At 31.9% G+C, this 4191-nt stretch carries 8 protein-coding genes; all 8 read left to right on the top strand.

Annotated elements, in window-relative coordinates; translation table 11 throughout:
• Positions 1-70: 70 nt before the first annotated feature.
• Positions 71-1036: a phosphoadenosine phosphosulfate reductase family protein gene (locus tag DWX91_RS15930; RefSeq protein WP_243099086.1), complete on the top strand. Its 966-nt coding sequence runs from the start codon at positions 71-73 to the stop codon at positions 1034-1036.
• A 32-nt stretch (positions 1037-1068) separates the two neighbouring features.
• A complete protein-coding gene (locus DWX91_RS15925) occupies positions 1069-1362 on the top strand; it encodes a DUF4160 domain-containing protein (protein WP_118539754.1) in 294 nt (97 codons plus the stop codon).
• 46 nt (positions 1363-1408) lie between these two features.
• Positions 1409-1564: a hypothetical protein gene (locus tag DWX91_RS16850; RefSeq protein WP_182435117.1), complete on the top strand. Its 156-nt coding sequence runs from the start codon at positions 1409-1411 to the stop codon at positions 1562-1564.
• A 1-nt stretch (position 1565) separates the two neighbouring features.
• Entirely contained in the window at positions 1566-2258 is a 693-nt protein-coding gene (locus tag DWX91_RS15920; RefSeq protein ID WP_182435116.1) for a prohibitin family protein, read from the top strand.
• Positions 2259-2492: 234 nt separating this feature from the next.
• Positions 2493-2780, top strand: a complete 288-nt coding sequence (locus DWX91_RS16485) for a hypothetical protein (protein WP_147354436.1) — start codon at positions 2493-2495, stop codon at positions 2778-2780.
• Positions 2781-2794: 14 nt separating this feature from the next.
• The gene (locus tag DWX91_RS15915) at positions 2795-3238 is read left to right on the top strand and encodes a hypothetical protein (RefSeq protein ID WP_118539750.1); all 444 of its coding nucleotides are present in this window, start codon (positions 2795-2797) and stop codon (positions 3236-3238) included.
• 12 nt (positions 3239-3250) lie between these two features.
• A complete protein-coding gene (locus DWX91_RS16845) occupies positions 3251-3388 on the top strand; it encodes a hypothetical protein (protein WP_182435115.1) in 138 nt (45 codons plus the stop codon).
• A complete protein-coding gene (locus tag DWX91_RS15910) occupies positions 3378-4016 on the top strand; it encodes a hypothetical protein (protein ID WP_118539748.1) in 639 nt (212 codons plus the stop codon). Before DWX91_RS16845 ends, DWX91_RS15910 begins: the two co-directional genes overlap by 11 nt.
• The last annotated feature ends 175 nt before the right edge of the window (positions 4017-4191 follow it).

Raw genomic sequence — 4191 nt, 5'->3', positions numbered from 1 at the left:
ACTGGAAAAGATTCTATGGTAATATGTTATTTCATATGATTTTAAACACACTAAAGAAGATTTAAAGTATTTGATAAATCTGTCTTTAGAAGAAAAAATTAATGTTTCAATAACTAGAATTATGGAATGGTATAAATACTTTAGTAATAGGTGCTATGTGTCTTTTTCTGGTGGAAAAGATAGTACAGTATTAGCTTATCTGACTGCAAAAGTTTGCGTTTTGTTTGATTGTAAATTAATTCTATGGTTTTCAGATACAGGTCTTGAATTTCCAGAGGTAAGAGAACACGTTAAAACTTTTGAAAAATGGTTGAAAAGTCAATTCCCAAAATTGGATGTTGAAACAATTATAACTTTTCCGCAAGACAAAAATGGTAAAAGAATATTATTTAAAGATGTAATATTGAATGAAGGTTATCCGATTCTCAGTAAGAAAATAAGTAGACAAATTAGAGACGTAAAGAAATTAGGTCAGAATTGTTGGGCTGCTAGGTGTTTTGATGGTAGAGAAACCGGAATGTACGATTTAAGAAAATGGAAATTTGTTATAGATGCACCATTTAAAATATCTAATAAATGTTGTGATATTATGAAAAAGAATCCAGCTCATCAGTTTGAAAAAGATACAGGATTATTTCCTATTATAGGAACAATGACTTGTGAAAGTAATCAAAGAAAAACTGAATGGTTACATAATGGATGTAATGCTTTTGATACCAAAAATCCAAGTAGTAAACCAATTAGTTTTTGGACAGAGCAAAATATTTTAGAAATGATTATAAAATATAACATCCCATATCCATCGGTCTATGGAGAAATTAAAACCGACGATCAAGGAGAATATTATGTTACAGGATATAATCGTACAGGATGTATATTTTGTGCATATGGTTGTCATTTAGAGAAGGAACCGAATAGATTTCAAATGTTGAAACAATCTCATCTTAAAATTTGGGAATATTGTATGAAACCAGTAACCAATGGTGGTCTTGGGATGAGAGAAGTATTAAAGTATATAAACGTTGAAGTAGAATAGGGCGAATATATAAATAGGAGGTATAAATCATCATGAGTGAATATGAATTAAAATTTGCTATTTATATGTTTGAAGAGGAAGAAGTATATTATAATATATTTTTCTCTGAATTTGGTATAAAAATTGTAATTCACACTAAAGAAAATGGACATAACTTACCACATGTACATGTAAAATATCAAGATATGGAAGCTGTATTGAGCTTGATTGACGGTACTTATATAAAAGGTAATATTCCAGCGAAAAAGAAAAATTTTGCAAAGGAATGGGTAAATAAGCACAGAGAAGAATTATTAAAAAGATATAATGAGATCATAACTTTTTAAAAGATAAAAGAGTGAACATATAGGTGTGGAAAGGAGATAAAACAAAATGAATCCAGTATTTGTGATTTTGGTAATTATAGTCGCAGTTATTCTTTGGGCTTTGTTATCAATTATATATATTCCTATTGGAAAATTGATTTCAAAAGTCTGGAAGAATGTAACAAATAAAATTAATGAAAAAGATGAGAGTGAGGATAAATAAGATGAGTAAAGGAGCAGTTGGAGCAGCAGTTTTAGGAGTTTGTATTGCAGCAGGTGTTGCTGGAGGTTTTGTGTGTTCTAAAAAGATTCCAGCAGGTTACGTGGGAGTCGTTTACAATATGAGTGGAGGAATTGATGGAGAAGTTTTAACACAGGGTTGGCATTTAGTAGCACCAACCAAAAAGGTTACTACATATTCTATCGGAATCGAGCAGTCTTATCTTTCATCCGAAGAAAAGGGTGATTCTCCAAAGGACGAAAGTTTTTCTACACCAACTTCTGATGGCAAATCATTAACAGTAGATCTCGAATTTTCATATAAGTTCGATGCAGATAAGATTGCGGATACATTTATTATGTTCAAAGGACAATCTGGTAAAGAAGTGAAAGATACTTTTATTAAGCCAAAGATGAGAGCGTGGACACAAGAGGTTACAGCAAAATATCCTGTAACAGATGTATTTGGTGATAAGCGTCAGGAACTTAATGAGGCACTGGATGTTTACCTGAAAGAAAAATTCGAGCCTTATGGAATCCTGATTGACACTGTAAACTTCACTAATATTTCAACAGATAAGGAAACTTCTGCAGCGATCCAGAAGAAAGTAACAGCACAACAGGAACTAGAACTTGCTAACATTGAGCTAAGACAGCTAAAGTTGAAGCAGAAAAAGAGAAACAGGTTGCAGAAGTAAATGCTGAGAAGAAAAAGATTGAAGCAGAAGGTAATGCTGAAGCAACTAAGATTAAAGCCGCAGCACAGGCTGAAGCCAATAAAGAGATTGCTGCTTCTTTAACACCAGAACTCATCGAAAAGATTAAATATGATAAGTGGAATGGTGCACTTCCAGAAGTACAGGGAACATCCACACCGATTATTGATATGACAAAATAAAATTTAATTTCAAGAAGGACAGGAGATGAGATATATGAGAATGAACAAAAGAGAACGATATTTGAAGTATCAAGATCATTTAAAATATTTACATAAATCTAGTTCAGGATATCCTTCTCCTGTCTGGTATAAAGATAGAACATTTATTCGCAATAGAGGATGGATAGTAAATCTTAAACCGTATTATAAAAGAATGTGGAGAAGTAAAAGTTCAAAATATATAAAGAAGCAATCTCATAAAAGAGTTCGTAGATATAAAGGATATTTGCCTAAAGGTAACGGAAGTAATAAATTATATGATTTTTGGTGGGAATATTGTTAAGGAGGAATATATCTATGACTTTTAAACAGTTACAGCGCATTATTAAACAAAATAATATTCCAGAAGATGTACTTCTACGCAGTAATAGCGGATGGGAATGTTGTGCTACAGATATGAATGGAATTTATTATAACCCGAATAATAATCAGCTACATTTTACAGAATACGCCCGTGTTGAAGGAGAAAAGTATGATGAAGGTTCTGTTGGGTATCGTGATGAGTATTGTGATGGATGGATTAGAATTAAAACGGTCTATCAAATCAAATGTAAAAATATTCAAGGATTTTTCGATGGTAATGTAATGGATGATTCTGACGCAGAGTTAGTTTCTTCCTGTAATGAATATGATATTTGGAATCTATCTAAAGAATTATATGATAGATTAGTATCTTATACAGAAGATGAATGTGAAGAGGTTTGTGGAAATGATAAATGGTGGGTAAATGTGGATGACTAGGAGAATATATCTATGAAGAAACTTTGTGAGAATTGTATTAATGAATATTTATGTGACTGGACACCTGCTGGTCAGAATGATTATTGCAATGAGTGGGTGAAAGAACCAGATATTAATTTAACAAGAAAGGATGATGAGAATGAAGTTTGAGAATACAAAAGTTTATAATTTCGAAGGGGCGATCAGGGGAGCTAGAAATCCCTTAGAAAGCTGGAGTAAAAGTGATAGTATATTTGATATTCCACCACAGGGTAAAACCATTTTAGGTAAGAATGATTTAGGACTAATGCAGCGTCTTATTAAAGCTGCTGTTCATGATGGACACGAATCTCATAATAAATTCATGCGTCAGATCATGGTTTGTGTAGATATTACTGCACCAATGTACTGGTGGAGTGAGTTTGATACTTATAAAGTTGGTACAGTTGCTAATTCCACTTCTAAAATGCACAAAATCCATAGTACCCCAATTACAGAAGATTTGTTTTCATTTGATCATGTTACATTGTGTGATATTGGAAAAGCATTCTTAAACGAGCTTGAAGCACTGAGATGTAAGTTCAACGAAACAAAAGATAAAAAATATTGGTACGCACTCATTCAACTTCTTCCAGAGTCGTTCAATCAGACAAGAACAGTTACAATGAACTATGAAAACATTCGTAATATGTATTTTCAACGAAGAAATCATAAACTTACTGAATGGTCTGGGTCATTTATTGATTGGGTTAAGAGTTTACCGTATACAGAAGAATTGATTATGTATAAAGGCGAGTAAGATATGGATAATAATAAATTAAAAGATTTCTATGATGAACTTTATTGTATTCATAAGAATTATTTTCAGGATAGAACTTTTGTGGAATTTAGAACTTTATTGTATTCATAAGAATTATTTTCAGGATAGAACTTTTGTGGAATTTATGCGTATGTTTATTACAGGTGAACATGAA

This window comes from Clostridium sp. AF22-10, assembly GCF_003478725.1.
GTDB lineage: Bacteria > Bacillota > Clostridia > Lachnospirales > Lachnospiraceae > Otoolea > Otoolea fessa.
This window is presented reverse-complemented; position numbering and strand designations above follow the sequence as displayed.

Excerpts from the sequence above, each read along its gene's own strand:
- DWX91_RS15925 (WP_118539754.1), top strand. The coding sequence starts at position 1,069 with ATGAGTGAATATGAATTAAAATTTGCTATTTATATGTTTGAAGAGGAA.
- DWX91_RS16850 (WP_182435117.1), top strand. The coding sequence starts at position 1,409 with ATGAATCCAGTATTTGTGATTTTGGTAATTATAGTCGCAGTTATTCTT.
- DWX91_RS15920 (WP_182435116.1), top strand. The coding sequence starts at position 1,566 with ATGAGTAAAGGAGCAGTTGGAGCAGCAGTTTTAGGAGTTTGTATTGCA.
- DWX91_RS16485 (WP_147354436.1), top strand. The coding sequence starts at position 2,493 with ATGAGAATGAACAAAAGAGAACGATATTTGAAGTATCAAGATCATTTA.
- DWX91_RS15915 (WP_118539750.1), top strand. The coding sequence starts at position 2,795 with ATGACTTTTAAACAGTTACAGCGCATTATTAAACAAAATAATATTCCA.
- DWX91_RS16845 (WP_182435115.1), top strand. The coding sequence starts at position 3,251 with ATGAAGAAACTTTGTGAGAATTGTATTAATGAATATTTATGTGACTGG.
- DWX91_RS15910 (WP_118539748.1), top strand. The coding sequence starts at position 3,378 with ATGAAGTTTGAGAATACAAAAGTTTATAATTTCGAAGGGGCGATCAGG.